Source organism: Vibrio anguillarum (assembly GCF_003390515.1).
In the GTDB taxonomy this organism is placed as follows: domain Bacteria; phylum Pseudomonadota; class Gammaproteobacteria; order Enterobacterales; family Vibrionaceae; genus Vibrio; species Vibrio anguillarum.
On record NZ_CP031479.1, the window covers coordinates 1444153 to 1461163 of the forward strand.

Below are 17011 nucleotides of genomic sequence, written 5' to 3' on the forward strand. Positions count from 1 at the left end.
TCATCAAAATTCAATATTTAAATTTAATACTTATGGTAAGAAGGGCAGAGATAATCGGCCCGCCAAACCAATTTTTTACTACCTCTCACGTTTGTACTACCTTGCATCGTGGTCAGCACATCCTTACCCGACATCTGCGGGAAAGCGAGTAGCACTCTCAGGTCATCATTTGACTCAGTCGCTATTTCTTCATAAGCCCGAACGTGAGTAAAGGTTGACTGTAAATGGTTAAACAGCATATCTCGGGAAAGGCAAATTCCAAAGGCATCGCGTTTCATTGTAAGTGTCCTTCTGACAATGTTATGAATGGAATCGATAGCAATTGGTATGGTTATTATAGGGCTATCTTTTTGTGAGGTTTCCTCATCATCTTCTTCACTGCACAATTAGTATACAAATGCTTTTGCATTATAAGATAAAATTTTTCTAAAATAGGCGTGATATAGATCACGAAATAACCATGATAATTTTTTATAAAACCTTGTGCATATTCTGCTTGGCAAGTCTTCGAAATAGATTGCAATAAAACGAACCAAAATGGTGCGTGGAATGCGTAGTATTGTTCACAGTTATTCGTTTCTCTCTTCGCTCAAATGTTAAATAAGTGTTAGCTTGTATGCAGAGTTAAAGAGGGATTTATGGTGTGGAGTAGTATCAGTTTTCGTAAGCGTATGCTGATCATAATGACCCTTTCAGGGTTGATTGAATTACTGCTGTTAGTTGCCGCTGGTTTTGTGTACATCAAACATTCTCAAGAAGAAGAGATGGGCTTAAAGGCCTTAGGGGTTGCTTCATTTCTTGCTCAAACTCCATCAGTGGTCGATATGCTTGAATCTGGTAGTGGGGTGGATCACCAACAGCGTTATCGAGAGTTAACAAAATTAATCGGTGCAACCTTCATTGTTATCGGCGATCAACATGGGATCCGCTTAGTCCATCCTGTTGATGAACGAATTGGTCTTCCCATGAAAGGGGGAGATAATGATCAAGCTTTGCTACATGGTGAGTCATACGTTTCTTTTGCTCAGGGTTCATTGGGTAAATCCGTGCGTGGAAAATCGGCGGTAAAAAATGCCCAAGGACAAATCGTTGGTGTGGTGTCAGTTGGTTACTTAATAGAACGGCTACAAGATAAAATTGAACCTTTTCTCATCTACCTAATTGGGATGGCACTGCTGGTGGTGCTGGCGAATGCTGTACTTTCCAGCTACGCCTCACGCCGTTTTCAGAAAGCGATACTCGGTTTTGAACCAGAAGAGATTGGCCGATTGTATGTCGAACTCGATGTCACCATGAGTACCTTAAAGGAAGGCATTTTAAGTATTGATGAGGCGGGTATTCTTCGTTCCATTAATAAAAGTGCGTGTGAGATTTTGGCGATTAACCGAGAGAAAGCACTGAATCAACCACTTTCTCTGTTTCTACCTGAAAGTGATCTCATGAGTGTTATTGAAAGTGGCACGCCTGATCACGACATCGAGCTGTACCTCAATCAACAGCGTCTGATCGCCAATCGAAGTCCGATTATTGTTGACGGTAAAGTGGTTGGGGCGGTGTCCAGCTTCCGCCTCCGAGATGAAATCAACGAGTTAACCGAGCAACTCTCCCAAACCAAAGAGTATGCTGAAATGCTGCGCTCTCAAACTCACGAACATCGCAACAAACTCAACACCATCAGTGGGCTTGTACAAATGGGAGAGCTGGAAGCGGTTCAGCATTTAATCGGCCAAGAAACGGCTCATTACCAATCGCTCATTGAATTTCTACGCGAGACAGTTAGAGATCCACTCATTGCCGGAATGCTGCTGGGTAAAACTGAGCGAGCTCGTGAACTTGGTTTGGAGTTAGTCGTTGAAGAGGGATCGCGTCTAGAACCTTTGCCGCAGCGTATTAATGCTGAAGATATCGTCACTATTTTGGGTAACCTGATTGACAATGCATTTGATGCGACACTCACGATGATCCGCAATGAAAAACGGGTGACACAAGAACGACGCATCATTGAAGTGTCACTCAGCGATTATGGTGCCGAAATTATTCTTGAAGTGGATGATAAAGGGTGTGGTTTACCCGAACAAATGTCGCCACAGCAATTATGGCAAAAGGGAGTATCTAGCAAAGCAAAACATAACCGAGGTGTGGGTTTACACCTGGTAAAACAGTTAGCTGATCGCTATCAAGGGCAGCTAGAAATGAAAAGTAATCAAGATGTTGGAACAAGAGTTACGGTTTATCTGCCTAAGGAAGAACAAGTATGAATACCCGTGTCATGATCATTGAAGATGATATCGCGATTGCGCAATTACATCATCGTTACCTGACACAAATTGAGGGATTTGAAGTCATTGGCATTGCAACGACTCACGCCGATGCCCAATTGCAGTTAGATATCCTCAAACCCGATTTAGTATTGCTGGATGTTTATCTACCGGATGGTACGGGGCTCGATCTCTTACAGAAAGTTCGAGGCAATAACCAAGGCTGTGATGTAATTTTGATTACTGCAGCGCGCGATGTTGAGACGCTACAACAGGCAATGCGTGGTGGCGTAGTTGATTACTTGCTCAAGCCAGTCATGTTTCCCCGTCTTGAATCGGCATTGAAGAAATACCAAACCCAACAATTAGAGCTGGGCTCCGTGGCTGATGTTGACCAAAACGTAGTTGATAAAATGTTGACAGCCAATACCAGTGAGCTTCCCACTCATCTGCGTCTTCCCAAAGGAATTGATGGGGTTACGCTAGACAAAATACGCCATCTTTTTAATACACCATGCAGTTTGACCGCGGACGAAGCGGGAGAAAAAATTGGCGCAAGTCGAACCACGGCAAGGCGTTATCTGGAATATTTAATCAGCAGTGGTGAGCTAACCGCCGACTTAAATTACGGCACGGTTGGTCGCCCGGAGCGTTGCTATAAAAAAGTTGTGCGTTAGGCCGAGAGATTTAATGGGTTAACCGCATGAAATTTAATGCTATTTAATCACGTCGTTCGTATTGTTGATGATGAATGCTTGCGATCAACTAGACGGCGTTTCAAACCCCATCTAAAGTTTAAGGACAAAAGGCAGATAACATCATGTAGGAGAGAGGATGAACGTAATCAAATATCTGCGTACTATTCTACCTATGTGGCTAATCAGTGTGTTGGCATCATCACCTGCTTATCCCGCTAGTCTTGAAACACTAACGTATTATACAGAGGCCTATCCCCCTTTTAATTTTATGAATCAGGGCAAAATCACTGGTATTTCGGTTGATTTACTTCAAGAAGCCGCTAAATTCTCAGGACATGACGTATTATTGAGCCAGATCGTATTGCAACCGTGGGCTCGTTCTTATCGCTCTACCATTTTGAAAAAAGACGGAGTACTTTTCTCGACAACAAGGACGTCACACAGAGAGGAATTATTTCATTGGGTAGGCCCAATTGATGACATCAAAGTTTCGGTAATTGCACGTAAAGGCAGTAATATCAAACTTGGGGAACCTTTAGAAATCACCTCCTATAAGATCGGGGTGATAAAAGATGACGTCGGCGAACAAATGCTATTGCAATATGGTGTTCCTAGAGACTCAATGCAAGAAGCAACGGATGTCACGATGTTGGCAGAGCAGTTAGTGAAAAAGCGTATTGATTTGATTGCATACGATGAACGGTCAGCCCATTGGTGGATAAAACAAGCAGGATATGCCCCCGATCAATTTGAAACACTTTATGTGTTAAAGCAGGGATTACTTTACTATGCTTTTAATAAAAATATAGACCAAACACTATTAGACGATTTACAAATGGGTATTGATAAAGTAAAGAACACGGTTAATGAAGACGGTGTTAATCGATATCAAGCCATATTAAACAAATACCAATAACCATTCTTAAGATTAGTGACCAGTATGAGCAACCCAAGTAGTACAATTTTGACAGAGAGTGGTACCAACGAACTTGAGATTATTGAGTTCCATTTAGAAAAGGTACTGCCAGATGGACGCACGAAAACCTGCTATTACGGCATTAACGTTGCGAAAGTTAGGGAAGTGATACAAGTTCCTGATACCACCGATTATCCCAATGCTCAGCCGCATATGATCGGTGTATTTTCGTCACGTGATGTACTGACTCCGTTAGTTGATCTTGCCGGTTGGCTTGGTGTGCCTACTAATCCAAGCCTTGATCGAAAGTTTGTTATCGTGACGGATTTTAACCGCATGACCAATGGCTTTTTGATTGACAGCATTAGTCGTATTCACCGTATTTCTTGGAACGATGTTGAATCGCCGAGTCAGTTTTTAGAAGCGGGTGAGCAAGATTGCGTCGTGGCGGTTGTTCGCAAAGACGGCAACCTGATCATGATTTTGGATTTTGAGAAAATCATCGCTGACATCAACCCTGAATTGAGTATGGAAAAATACGATGTCACGGTGGACAGATCGGTCGACCTCAACCAAAAAATGATCAGCAAACGTAATGCGAAAACCATCATGGTAGTGGATGATTCGGCGTTTATCCGCAGTTTAATACAAGACACATTAAGCTCTGCAGGCTACAACATTATTGCGTGTAAAGACGGTGGTGAAGCCTATGAGAAATTAATGGAAATTGAGAAAGTAGCCAAGTCCGAAAACGTACCCGTGACAGAGTTAGTGAATGCGATAGTAACGGATGTAGAAATGCCGCGCATGGATGGTATGCACTTGTTGAAGCGCTTGCGTGACAGCGAAACTTATAAAACAACGCCGATAGTGATGTTCTCCTCGATCATGAGTGATGATAACCGAGCAAAAGCCTTAGCACTGGGTGCTGATGATACCTTGACCAAACCCGAAATTGGCAAAATGGTCACCCTGATGGATAAATATGTATTTGCTTAACCTTTATACTCTTCCCACTTAGAGTTGTTTGGGTATAGCGGTCAGTCTGTGACCAATTAAGGAGAGTCTCATTTGAGGCTCTTTTTGTTTTATCACAATTTTGAACGCTAAGCTCAGCGGCGCGAATAGCGAGTGATGAGTAAGGAGAGATGGGAGGAAGATCAAACTCTATTAGATTGGTCAAAATGTAATATTCTTTCACACTTTATCATTCCTCATTCTACGCTTTGTCTTTCCGATCACGTTTTTATCTTGCTCTCTCTGCTTTCCTTTCATCTCATTTACCCTGAGCGTGAGTGAACTCTGTGTTTTTCTTCTCCTCCCTTGGCTCTACGCCCTGAGAGCAAAATGGCAAGGGGGAGGTAATTGGCGGTGTCAAAATTATAACGTTAGCTTAGGTAGATATAGACATATGTCTACTGATTTATAGGTTTTCTGCCAGCAGTGAGAGCAGGACGAGCACTAACGTTATAAAACGGATTACAACAATGAAAACAAACCTAACGAGAATGACTTTAGCGTTTGCTTCAATTGGTATGCTAGCGGGTTGTAATGACTCGTTAGACGTTCAAGTCATGGATGGGTATTTAACCAATGCCCAAGTTTGGCTGGATGTGAACGGCAATCGTCAATTTGAACAAAACGAACCTCAAGCGTATACCGACCAAAAAGGTATCGCAAAAATTAACGTGGCGGGGCTGCGTGGTGACGTAAAAAATTATTATCTGATGGCTTCTGCTATCAAGGGAAAAACCGTTGACCAAGATATTCCCACCGTCAAAACGGCGCGCAATTATTTAATGATGGCGCCAGCAAATTATCCGGTGATCAGCCCTTTTACGACTTACCTCAGCGTGCAGATGCAAAATGGTAAGCGAGAGAGTAAAGCGTTGGCTGAGCTGAAAAAGGCGCTGCGTATTCCAACTTTGGATGTCAAAGCGGATTATGTCGATAACCACATCTTGGTTGCTCAATCTGCTAAAGCGCTAGCGCAACTGCTACCTGCTACTATCGATGACTCCAGCTTGCCTGAATTGGCCAATACCTTGAAAAAAGCCAGTAAACGGTTTGGCGATGAGATCAAAAAAGCACAGCGAGAAAAGAGCGATATTCGCGATAAAACACTGATGCTTGAAAATGGTGAGCCTGTTATTGGCTTTGATAGCGATAGAGATGGCGTAGCCGATTTGATTGACCACTTTCCTTACGACATCCAAGAGAGTATTGACTCCGATGATGATGGCATTGGTGATCACGCAGACCTAGACGATGACAACGATGGCTGGCCTGATGAAACTGAATGGCGATTAGGGACAGATCCTTATGACGCCTTAAGCTTTGCTGCCGATCTCGATGGCGATGGCATTGCGGATGTCGAAGATGATGATATTGATGGTGATGGGTGGAGCAATGCCGATGAAGCGCGTTTAGGAACGGACGCCAATGATGTTTCAAGCGTTCCTGCTGACCTTGATAGTGACGGTATTGCCGATAGCGAAGATGACGATATTGATGGTGACGGTGTGAGCAACGCGCAGGATGTATTCCCACGAGATCGCTTAGAAAGCCTTGATACCAATAATGATGGGCTAGGGGATTTTGCCTCAAGCGACGATGACGGTGATGGCATCCCCGACAGCATTGATCCACAACCGAAACAGGCGGATAACTCGACAACCGAGCCGACCCCAACTTATCAAGAAGCGATTATTTACTACCTGCGTGATGACAATAATTATGACGGATGGGGACTACACCTTTGGAACAACGGTAGCTGTGATTCTGTTTCTGAATCTGCGCTTAATGGCGTGGATTGGGGAAATCCTTACTTAGCCTCAGAAATCGACCCGATTTATGGAGCGATATATCGCATTCCACTTAAAGCAGAACATGGCAACTGCATGAACTTTATTGTGCACAGTGGCAATGATAAAGCGCTGGGCGGCGATGATTTAGTGCTGGATTTTGTCAAAGGCAATACGCTTTATACGCGCCACGGTAGTGCGGTGTTGAACTATTCTCCGAATGAGCAAATTCAAGTTGCCATTGAGGGCGCAGCTGCACATTGGCTTGCGGTAAATCAACTGGCGTGGTTCGATCACAGCGAAGCGGCAAGCTATGAGCTTTGGAGCCGCGCACAAGGCAATGGTGATATCGCCCATCCTGAACAATTCATTCATTACCCATTAGCCTTGTCAGGCGTGACCAATAATGCGCATTTTCCACATTTAGCGGGTCGAACAGCCTTCACATTGGATGTGAGCAATGAACAAGCTAAAGCGCTGTTGAAAACTCAGCTACTCACAGTAGCGAGAGATGCTGAAGGCAAAGTACTGGTTGCAACAAAAGTACAGATCCCAGGAATAGTCGATAATCTTTACACGGCTGGCAGCGATGATGCCGATGAAGCGAAACTTGGCGCTTGGATAGAGGGTGATAGCGCGCATTTTGCGCTATGGGCTCCGACCGCGCAGCAAGTGGAGTTGTATCTGTATGATCAAGATAAAACCCTTCGCAGTACCTCCCCTCAGCCGATGGTTGAAGATCCAAACACCGGAGTTTGGCATTATCAAGGTGAGCGCTCGCTGAAAAACAGTTTCTATCGTTACCGCGTGCAGGCCTACCATCCTAAAACGGCGCAACTTGAATGGATGATGACGACCGACCCGTATTCGCAATCGCTCAGCACATCCAGCCTTTATTCTCAATTGGTGGACTTAACCGCAGCAGAGTCAAAACCGGACGATTGGGATACTCAAATTATTCCTGAACTGAGTCATCCTGAAGATAACATTCTTTATGAAGTACACATTCGTGACTTCAGCAACAGTGATAGCAAAGGAACAGCGGAATACAACGGTAAGTACCTTGCCTTCTTGGAAGAAGAACGTGACAGTGTTGCGCACCTGAAAAGTTTAAAACAAGCGGGTTTAACCACCATTCACTTACTGCCAAGCTATGATTTAGCGTCGATTCCGGAAGATGAGCAAAAGCGGGTCGATCTTAATGATACGGTCGCAAAACTGTGTGGTATTAACCCGCAAGCGTCGCTCTGTTCTGATGGCACGTCGATGAGCGCGACCATACTTTCTTTGTTGGAAAAAACCGACCCGAATACACCGCAAGCACAAGCATTACTTGCGGATGTGCGGCCGCTTGACAGCTTCAACTGGGGTTATGATCCATTCCATTACAGCGCGCCAGAGGGCAGTTATGCGGTGCAAAGTGATGGTGTGTCACGGGTGAAAGAGTACCGCCAGATGGTGCAAAAACTGCATCAGCTTGGTTTTCGAGTCGTGCAAGATGTGGTCTACAACCATACCTACTCGTCAGGTTTGTATGACAAATCAGTACTGGATAAAACCGTGCCCGGTTATTACCACCGCTTGAACCCCATCACAGGTGCGGTTGAAAATTCTAGCTGCTGTGACAATACCGCTTCAGAAAACCGTATGTTCGAGAAACTGGTGGCCGATAGCGTCACGATGTGGGCGCAAGATTACAAAATCGACGGTTTCCGCTTCGATCTGATGGGACACTTGATGAAATCAAGCATGCTCAAGATTTATGAGGCGGCGAAAACGGTTGATCCTGACACTTGGTTCTATGGTGAAGGCTGGAACTTTGGTGAAGTCGCCAACGGTGCCAGAGGCGAAAATGCTACGCAATGGCCAATGGCTGGAACGGGGATAGGGACTTATAACGACCGCTTACGTGACGGTGTGCGTGGCGGTGGTCCATTTGATAGCGGTGAGGCGTTATTAACCACTCCGGGTTTTGCTAATGCAGGTGATCGATTTAGTGATGAGCTGAAATCGAAAATGGACTTAATTCGCTATGGCATGGCTGGCAATTTACAAGCCTATCCATTGCAAACCGCCAGCGGCATGACAGTGCTTGGCCGTGATTTCCAATACGGTGGTCAAGGCGCGGCTTATACACTTGACCCACAAGAGTCGATTAACTACGTCTCTAAACACGACAATCAAACCCTGTGGGACTTCAACCAATATAAAGCAAAAGCAGAAACCAGCTCAGCGGATAGAGCGCGCATGCAGATCATTGGTCTTGCGCCAGTAATGCTTGGGCAAGGTGTTCCTTTCTTCCATATGGGGTCAGAACTACTTCGCTCAAAATCGATGGCGCGCGACAGTTACGACAGTGGTGATTGGTACAACCGTGTTGACTTTAGCAAGCAGACCAACAACTGGAATGTCGGCTTGCCAAGAGCAGATAAAGATCAGGCCAACTGGAGTGCGATTCAAAGTGTGATAGCCAACCCCAATACGGTGGCTTCCGCGCAAGATATCGCATGGACAGACAATGCCTTCAAAGCCTTGCTGGCGATTCGTGCGCAAACACCGTTGCTCAAGCTAATCTCTGAGCAAGAAGTGTTAAATCGTGTTCGTTTCCATAATACGGGGCCAAATGCGCAGCCTGGCATGATAGTGATGTCGGTGAATGATGGTATTTCAGCTGGTGCGGATCTCGACCCTAACGTTGAGGCCATTGTTGTCGCCATCAACGCCAATAGCGTTGAGCAAAGTGTGGTGATCCCGAATGCGCAGCGCTTTGAATTACATCCTGTTTTACGCACAGCACAAGATGTGCGCGTCAAAGAGAGCCAGTTTAACAATGGCCGCTTTACCGTTCCAGCCTTAACGGCGGCAGTGTTTGTGATGCCGCAGCAGGGCGAGCAGGGTGCTGGCTTAAGCATTGATGCGCCACCAATTGATGTTGCACCTTATGGTTCAACCACGGTGTACGTGCGTGGTTCGATGAACGGTTGGGGAGTTTCAAATCCATTATCCTATCAGCAAAATGGTCTCTACATGTTTGAAGGTTATCTGACTCCCGGAGTGTATGAATTCAAAATTGCTTCTGAAGATTGGAGCACACTAAACCTTGGTTTTGGTGGCTTTAGTATCGCTAGCGGTTCCGCGACATTGGAAAATGCAGGAAATGGCAATATCAAGCTTACCGTAAAAGAGCAAGGTGTTTGGAAGTTCACACTGGATGCATCCAACACATCGCAACTGGTGGTTGGCGTTGTGGATACGGGTGTTGACTACGCGTGTTATCAAGACAATAACCCCGCTTGTGATTTGCGAATTTATCAAGTGATGGTGGAATCCTTTGTTGATGGAGATTCAAACGCTGATTACGGCGTTGGTTACGGCAACTCGCACCACCGTGGTGATTTGCAAGGCATCATCAATAGCTTGGATTATATTGCTAGCTTGAACGTTAATACGTTGTGGTTAACGCCAGTATTTGATTCCTGTGCGGGTCAAAATGGTGATGATAAGCTTGACGCTACTGGCTATTTTGCGTGTGATTATTTCAACGTAGATCCTAACTTTGGCAGCAACGCTAAGCTAAAAGAGCTGATTGATCGTGCGCATGACAAAGGGCTGTACGTGTTATTGGATGGCGTATTTGGCCACACCAGCTCTGTTGGCGTGAAAGCGTCACCGAGCGGCAAGTTGCCTCAGCTTCATGACGGAGAAAGTGGTTATCCGGGCAAGTTGGTCACTTATCCTAGCCAAGCGAGTGAGGCATTTTTCACTGAAGTTGCCAGCTACTGGATCCGTGAGTTTGGCATTGATGGCTGGCGTTTAGACCAAGCGTATCAAGTCCCGCTTGAGAGTTGGCGTTCGATGCGCGCGGCGGTTGAACAAGCATCGCAAGATAACCTCAATGCAGGGAAATCATGGGGCACATTAGGCTATATGGTCGGTGAAGTATGGCAAGGGGCTGATGACATTACCCTAACTGCGTATGGCAGTGATGCAAACCCAGCGCTCTCCTCAGCCTTCAACTTTCCTTTACGCTATGGTGTAATGCAAGCACTAGCCGTGGAAGAATCTGGCGCAAGTGGTAGCGCTCTGAGTCTAGAAGCCAGTTGGAATAACCGAGCGAAATCGCCTTATCACGCCATGCCAAATCTAATGTTAGGTAATCATGATTTGGTTCGCTTTGGTGACCTGATCCAACGAGGTAATTTAGGCGATTATTATGTGCGACATCTTGCCGCGTTCAGTTTTCTTGCTGCTTATTCTGGGCCAATCACGCTTTACTATGGTGAAGAGATTGGGGATGAAGTCGAAAACTTTGCAGCGCAAGTGACACAAAATTGTGCCGCTGTTGGTTTGTGTGATGATCACGTTGCTCGTTCTAGTGGCAAAGTAGATGGTTCAAGCTTGTCACCACAACAGCAAGCGCTGAAAAACAGCGTCAGTCAACTAATGCTACTGCGCAGCCAATACCCGTCACTGGCTAAAGGGGAGCGGCGTAATGTGTGGATTGACGAGAGTTTGTACGCGGATCTTAAAGTGTACGGTGATGAGCAGATCCTCTATGTGCTTAACACCAGCACCGCGGAGCGGAGATTATCTCTTGATATGGGAAGCGTAAAAGCTGCGACTCAATTGAAGGATTTGATGACTGAAGAGACGATCGCCACGCAAATCGGTACAACGACAATCATCGTTCCGGCTTTAACTGGTCGCTTACTTCGACTGGATTAATCGTTAAAGCAATAAAAGCTCGCTACGGCGAGCTTTTTCCTTCTCTACTTTTTCCTACTAAGGCTCTCATTAATGAGCCTCTCGTTTGATCATTGTCCATTGACAGAAAACACAAGTTGCGACATTTCACTCATTGGCGTAGCTTATCAACCTGAATGACACTCTGGTACACATTCTAGATTCAGCTTACAAGAGAGCCTGCTGCCATGTGGATTAGGTCACCCTCTTCAACAAATCCATAGTAATAAACTGGCCTTTGGGCGGTACTTCGTTTATTAATTAGCGAGTTAGCTAATTACTTCAAAATGGTTTTTATCGTATGACCAACATTTTTATCATTGTTGCACTGCTGGTGCTGTTTTTTGTCTTTATCCAAAAGTACGTGATCAAACACGACGATACCAAAGATTACGCTTATAAGAAGAAAGGGGCGTTACTCAATATGTCGGAAGGCGCCTTTCATAACGCACTGAAATCTGCAGTAGGGGAACACGGTGTGGTGTTGGCTAAAGTTTCAATGGCCAACGTGGTTACCCCAGCGGCAAACTTGAATAAAAAGCAGTGGTTTATCGCCAATAACCGAATCGCCAAAAACTATTTTGATTTTGTGGTGTGTGATGCAAGAACCCTAGAGCCGCGAGTTATCATCGAGTTGGATAACGGAAAAGAACTGCATAAAGGCAAGGTAGAGCGTGAAAAATTGCTGATGCATGTGTGTAAGTCTGCCAATATTCCATTGATTGGTGCGAACATCAAACACAGCTATCAAGTGAGTAAACTAAGAAGGTTACTGGCCGCGCATATTGATTTGATCGAAACCGATAAAGAAGTGCGTTTTTGCAAAAAATGTGGCAGCCCAATGGTGATAAAAATTGCCAGCCAAGGCGAATTCAAAGGTCGACGATTCTTTACGTGTAGCCGTCAACCACAGTGTACCTATACTGAAAATTATAATGTGGTGTATGAAATAGGCGATGATCAAGAGCTCTGAGAAATCCAAAGTGTCGAATCATCCACTGTGTCATTGATTTGGCAAATACAAACTTGGTTACGTCCATTTTTCTTCGCTTTATAAAGCTCAACATCGGCTAATTTCAGTAGTACATCCAACTTGTCACCTTCACGGTATTCACAAATACCGACACTTAAGGTCAGTTGGATTCGCTTCGATCCATAAGCGTACAAATGTTGATTAATCGCCTCACGCAGTTTTTCTCCCACATGTTCGGCTTGCGCGATGCTGTTATTAAACAAAGTTACACAAAACTCCTCCCCGCCGATACGGTAGAGGTTATCGTCGCCCACAATTTGAGACATTACCTGCGTCGTATCGATCAGCACCTTGTCACCGGCATCATGCCCATGGGTGTCATTCACTTGCTTAAAATAATCAAGGTCAATCACTAAAAGGCACAACGTCGTATCCACCTTATTTTGCACGAAGTGAGCGAAGGCGTGAGTGAGTGCCAAACGATTGTGAGAGCCTGTCAACGCATCACGAGATGCGAGGTAGCGTAGCGAGTTTTCGGTTTTCTTACGGCTAGATTCAAAAAGATGAGCCACCGTCCAAATCCCGCAATAACAAAGAAGTAGGTTAATCATCAACGGGGTTGGGTCATAATCCACATTCCATGAGCCTTGAGAATGGATATTGAACAGTTGCGGAATGAGTGCGATGCCTGTAGCGAGACGGCCATGCTTAACCCCTAGCAATAGGTAAAAAAGTACTGGGAAAAACGTTGTCCATAAAAATAGGCCATTGCTTAAAGGCTGAATAAAAGTTCCTACACTGATGATAAAGATCAGAAAATAAACGTAGACACGAATGTGAGTGACTGAATGTGCTTGTTGTTTTGCAATCAAGTAAACGTAATAGGAGTAGCACATGAAGATAAATTCTAATGCTGCTAGCCCGTAGCTGTAAGTGTAAAAAACGTTAAATAGGACGAAGAAAAATGCAATAGCGGTTAGCAGTAAGCTTAACCCACAAAGTACAGAGGCTCTCAAATGATGAGAATGGTTGAATAATCGCGCATCCATGTTACGTCACCGTATTGCATATCGAAGATATTGATAAAGCTTATAGTACGAGATAATTGGTCCGAATCAATGGATAATCTCACATAACTTATACAATGAAATAAATTGGACAGCTTACACCTATTGTTGATCCGGTTATTGTGCTTAAACCCAGAGTTGTGAATAAAAAACAGACAAGCTGGTGATAGATAAGCCAACTGGCTCAAAAACAAAGAAAATAGACTTGCACACAGCAAAAACAGCCGTTAATATCCACTCCGTTCTGAAGATATGCGTCCGTAGCTCAGTTGGTTAGAGCACCACCTTGACATGGTGGGGGTCGGTGATTCGAGTTCACTCGGACGCACCATTTCAGTCGCATGTATCATGCTCAAGAACAAAAATTTGGGTCTTTAGCTCAGTTGGTTAGAGCGTCTGGTCGACATCCAGAAGGTCGTTGGTTCGAATCCAATAAGACCCACCAAATTCAAACAAAGCCCGCCACGTGCGGGCTTTGTTGTATCTATGACATACCAAATCAGTATTAGACGAAAAACCCACGCAACGTTATCGCGGAAAATTATTTAACAGCGAAGATGGATTTTATCCTCTAGGAAAAATAAACATTATTCCGAGCATGTTGTTCATTGATTATGTTCCGCAATCGCCCGATTGGATTTAAGTTTGGACTGTATGGCGGTTTTCATCACTGCCACACAGACAGCTTAATTAAATTATCCCAGATTAAGGTGAAATTTGGGTATAGTGTTTTATTTTTGATGATAGGTGGAAAATGAGCACACACACTGCCGCGCGTTTTTACATTGGTACTTATACGGATGCACCAAGCAATAGTAACGGCGTTGAGCTGATTGAGCTTAATACCATCACGGGTGAACTTAGTGTTTTGCAAGAAGTGATGGCGACGCGTAACCCTTCCTACCTTCTTGAAACCACCAAGGGCTTTTACACTTTTAACGAGGTAGAAGCGAGCGACAACCCACAATTGATACACATTAATAAGGGTTTGGTTTCTCAAGTGCCACTGTCGGGTAGCTATGCATGTCATCTTGCTATTGATGCCAAGCAGCGCTATTGCGCCGTGGCGCATTATGGGTCGGGTAATGTGAACATTGTTCGTTTGGACGATACTGGCAAACCTGAGTCATGCATCGCTGATCTATGGATTGATGGTCAGGGGCCAAATGCAGAGCGCCAAACCTCACCTCACGCTCATCAGGTGGTTTTCCTTAAACAGTCGTCGCAACTGGTTGTGGTCGATTTAGGGAGTGATGCAATTCATTTTTTCGCCATCAACAGTGATAATCAGGCATTTTCATTGGCGCAAACTGTAGAGATGCCTACGGGGAGTGGGCCGCGCCATGTGGTGTTTAATCACGCAGAAACCCGAGCTTTTGTGGTCTGTGAATTGTCGGAGACTTTGGTCACCTTAGTATTTTCCGGGACACAATGGCAAATAGAGGCTGAGTGCGATCTCTTGCCGAATGAGGCGAAAAGTGGAGCGGCTGCGGCGATTAAGTTGTCGCCCGATGAACGTTTTCTCTATGCTTCCTGCCGAGAGCAAAATAAAATCGTTCTTTTTGAACTATGCCAGCCACAACCGCAATGGATTGCCGCATTTGACGTCGGTGGCCAATTCCCGCGTGACTTCACTTTGTCTGCGGATGGAGATTGGTTGTTGGTTGCTAGCCAACATTCACACACAATCGCCAGTTATCGCCGAGATGAAACCACAGGCAGGTTGGTTGCCAGCGGCTTTAGCTGCAAAGTCGGCGCGCCAGTCTGTGTGATCGAACAGCACTGTTGCGAGTTATCTTTACCATAAAGAGAGAAATTAATGACTATTCATCGTATTAATCCAAGTAAACGTTGGTCTGACATTACCGTATTCAACGGCATTGCCCACTTTGTGGAAGTGGCTGATAGCGATACAAAAGCCGATATGAAAGGGCAGGTTGAGCAGATCTTAGCCCAAGCTGAGCAGCAGTTGACGGCGATCGACAGCGACAGACGTCGCGTGTTATCGGTGACGATTTATGTCACGGATTTTGCTCATTTCGCCGCTTTGAATGAAGTGTGGGATAGCTGGTTTCCAGAAGGATGCGCACCAAGCCGAGCCTGCGTTCAAGCGCAATTGGCAAGCCCTGACTATCTGGTTGAAATGGCTTTTGTTGCCGCGGCTGGCCCAAAATTTCAGTAAATACGTTTGACGATGTGAAAAAAATGACGCTAAAAATAGCGCCATTTTTTTATCTCAAAGCCCGATGTTCTTAAACTTTATTAACCGGTTATCTGCTTGCATATGAGTGAGTTACGATTCATCGAAATGCTCAGCTTGCTCAAGCCACAATCCATTGATTATACCAAATGCGCAGGCGAGTAATACGCCAAGAACCCAACAGAAATACCACATCAGTTATCTCCTTTAGTACAGCGATGTGCTGTGGTTGCGAATGTAATCATCACTCAATCGACCGAACATTTTGTAGTAACCCCAAGTCGTGTAACTGAGGATGACTGGCACCACTAAGATGGCGACAATCGTGATGATATTGAGTGTTTTCTGGCTGGATGTGGCATCCCAAATCGTCAAACTGTGTGATGGCATTAAGCTTGATGGCATGATCATCGGAAATAGCGCCACGCCTGCCGTAAAAATAATGCATGCAATAGCAAGGCTAGAGAATAAGAATGCCCCGCCAGATGCTCGTTTCAGGCTTGCCCATATGCACGCCAATAAGCTCGCGATGCCCACGCAAGGGATCAACCACAGCATGGCGTGTGCTTGATAGTTATGCAGTAAATGACGAGCGATGCTAACCACCTCTTTATGCAAGGGGTTTGAAGCGGCATCCGTGACAATTGGGCTCACGATAATATAACCCGCCATGTTGGCTGCAAAGAATCCGCCGATGAGAAATAAAGCCACCGCAATGCTGGCACTGACGACCGACGCGCTATGGGTTCGCTCGCATAACACATCACAAGTTTTGAGCTGTAAAAACGTTGCGCCTTGAGTGACGACGATGGCAAGGCTGAGCAGGCCACACAGTAGTGGAAATGGTGTGAATAGATCCCAAAAATGGCCTTGGTAATCGAGCATCAATAAGTTATTGAGCTGAAAAGGGACTCCTACCAATAAATTACCAAAACCAATGCCAAAGATGAGGGGCGGCACAACGCCACTGATGAACAGTGCGTTATCGCACGCCTTGCGCCATGAGGGGTTATCGATTTTTGAGCGATAATCCATACCAATTGGGCGCAGCCATAACGCAGCAAGTAGCAACATCATCGCTAAATAGAAACTAGAAAATGCGGTGGCGTAAACCAGTGGCCAGATAGCGAAAATCGCACCGCCAGCAGTAATCAACCACACTTGGTTGCCATCCCAATGAGGCGCGATACTGTTGATCATCACTCTTCGTTCAACATCACTGCGTCCCAAAATGGGCAGTAGCGCTGCAACGCCCATATCAAAGCCATCGGTGATGATAAAACCAATCAATAGCATACCGACAATCGCCCAAGTCAGCAGACGTAAGGTTTCGTAATCAAACATTGTGTTCT

The 17011-nt window shown here is 45.2% G+C and carries 12 protein-coding genes and 2 tRNA genes; 10 read left to right on the plus strand and 4 right to left on the minus strand.

Annotation, left to right across the window (positions count from 1 at the left end; all coding sequences use genetic code 11):
• Positions 1 to 23 precede the first annotated feature (23 nt).
• Positions 24 to 278: a hypothetical protein gene (locus DD616_RS10715; protein ID WP_013856662.1), complete on the minus strand. Its 255-nt coding sequence runs from the start codon at positions 276 to 278 to the stop codon at positions 24 to 26.
• A gap of 360 nt (positions 279 to 638) precedes the next feature.
• Between DD616_RS10715 and DD616_RS10720 the strand changes: the two genes are divergently transcribed.
• The 6 genes from DD616_RS10720 (at position 639) to DD616_RS10745 (ending at position 12392) form a co-directional block, all read left to right on the plus strand.
• A complete protein-coding gene (locus tag DD616_RS10720) occupies positions 639 to 2258 on the plus strand; it encodes an ATP-binding protein (RefSeq protein ID WP_017044817.1) in 1620 nt (539 codons plus the stop codon).
• A complete protein-coding gene (locus DD616_RS10725; RefSeq protein ID WP_013856664.1) occupies positions 2255 to 2935 on the plus strand; it encodes a response regulator in 681 nt (226 codons plus the stop codon). Before DD616_RS10720 ends, DD616_RS10725 begins: the two co-directional genes overlap by 4 nt.
• 157 nt (positions 2936 to 3092) lie before the next feature.
• A complete protein-coding gene (locus tag DD616_RS10730; protein WP_013856665.1) occupies positions 3093 to 3872 on the plus strand; it encodes a substrate-binding periplasmic protein in 780 nt (259 codons plus the stop codon).
• 24 nt (positions 3873 to 3896) lie between these two features.
• Positions 3897 to 4871: a chemotaxis protein gene (locus DD616_RS10735; RefSeq protein WP_026027355.1), complete on the plus strand. Its 975-nt coding sequence runs from the start codon at positions 3897 to 3899 to the stop codon at positions 4869 to 4871.
• 488 nt (positions 4872 to 5359) lie between these two features.
• Positions 5360 to 11401 carry a pullulanase-type alpha-1,6-glucosidase gene (pulA, locus tag DD616_RS10740; RefSeq protein WP_208872274.1) on the plus strand — a complete coding sequence of 2014 codons (6042 nt, stop codon included), beginning with the start codon at positions 5360 to 5362 and terminating at the stop codon, positions 11399 to 11401.
• A gap of 319 nt (positions 11402 to 11720) precedes the next feature.
• The gene (locus DD616_RS10745) at positions 11721 to 12392 is read left to right on the plus strand and encodes a DUF2726 domain-containing protein (RefSeq protein ID WP_094123525.1); all 672 of its coding nucleotides are present in this window, start codon (positions 11721 to 11723) and stop codon (positions 12390 to 12392) included.
• Here DD616_RS10745 and DD616_RS10750 read toward each other — a convergent pair.
• On the minus strand, positions 12380 to 13441 hold the full coding sequence (locus DD616_RS10750) for a GGDEF domain-containing protein (RefSeq protein ID WP_017048647.1): 1062 nt from the start codon (positions 13439 to 13441) through the stop codon (positions 12380 to 12382). The two genes, DD616_RS10745 and DD616_RS10750, sit on opposite strands and share 13 nt — an antisense overlap.
• Before the next feature lie 272 nt (positions 13442 to 13713).
• On the opposite strand from DD616_RS10750, the gene DD616_RS10755 reads away from it, so the two are divergent.
• The 4 genes from DD616_RS10755 (at position 13714) to DD616_RS10770 (ending at position 15641) form a co-directional block, all read left to right on the plus strand.
• Positions 13714 to 13790 (plus strand) — tRNA-Val (locus DD616_RS10755).
• Positions 13791 to 13827: 37 nt separating this feature from the next.
• Positions 13828 to 13904: transfer RNA gene (locus tag DD616_RS10760), tRNA-Val, on the plus strand.
• Positions 13905 to 14213: 309 nt separating this feature from the next.
• Positions 14214 to 15266 carry a lactonase family protein gene (locus DD616_RS10765; protein WP_208872275.1) on the plus strand — a complete coding sequence of 351 codons (1053 nt, stop codon included), beginning with the start codon at positions 14214 to 14216 and terminating at the stop codon, positions 15264 to 15266.
• A 12-nt stretch (positions 15267 to 15278) separates the two neighbouring features.
• The gene (locus DD616_RS10770) at positions 15279 to 15641 is read left to right on the plus strand and encodes a RidA family protein (RefSeq protein ID WP_208872276.1); all 363 of its coding nucleotides are present in this window, start codon (positions 15279 to 15281) and stop codon (positions 15639 to 15641) included.
• 111 nt (positions 15642 to 15752) lie between these two features.
• On the opposite strand, the gene cydX is transcribed toward DD616_RS10770, so the two are convergent.
• Positions 15753 to 15854 (minus strand): cytochrome bd-I oxidase subunit CydX, encoded by a 102-nt coding sequence (gene cydX, locus DD616_RS10775; RefSeq protein ID WP_013856710.1) that lies wholly within the window; start codon positions 15852 to 15854, stop codon positions 15753 to 15755.
• A gap of 12 nt (positions 15855 to 15866) precedes the next feature.
• Positions 15867 to 17003, minus strand: coding sequence for a cytochrome d ubiquinol oxidase subunit II (cydB, locus tag DD616_RS10780; protein ID WP_208872277.1), 1137 nt, complete (start codon positions 17001 to 17003; stop codon positions 15867 to 15869).
• Positions 17004 to 17011: the final 8 nt, after the last annotated feature.